The sequence below is a fragment of the Neisseria sp. P0021.S007 genome (assembly GCF_051956855.1).
Genome location: NZ_JBQCXA010001833.1, coordinates 1 through 431, shown reverse-complemented (window position 1 = coordinate 431; position 431 = coordinate 1). Strand labels below are relative to the sequence as shown.

Here is a 431-nt window from a genome sequence, read left to right as displayed (position 1 = left end):
ATCCGGTTACGACCAAGTCGTTTTCGTTACCTCTTCTTACGGCCTGGGCGAAAACGTCGTACAAGGCGCGGTAAACCCTGACGAATTCTATGTATGCAAACCTACTTTGAAAGCAGGCAAACCGGCTATCCTGCGCAAAACCATGGGTTCGAAACAAATCAAAATGATTTGTACCGACAAAGCCGAAGCCGGTAAATCTGTAACCAACGTTGATGTACCTGCAGAAGACCGGCAACGCTTCTCCATTACCGACGCCGAAGTAACCGAGTTGGCTCATTACGCGCTGACCATCGAAAAACACTACGGCCGCCCAATGGACATCGAATGGGGGCGCGATGGTTTGGAGGGCAAATTCTACATCCTGCAAGCACGCCCTGAAACTTTAAAATCTCAAGAAGACGGCAGCCGCAACCTGCGCCGCTTCTCTATCA

1 protein-coding gene is annotated in these 431 nt (G+C 50.6%); it reads left to right on the top strand.

The window, feature by feature from the left end; translation table 11 throughout:
- The coding region (locus ACTHUR_RS21700) for a PEP/pyruvate-binding domain-containing protein (protein ID WP_440400887.1) at positions 1-431 on the top strand (431 nt) is incomplete at both ends.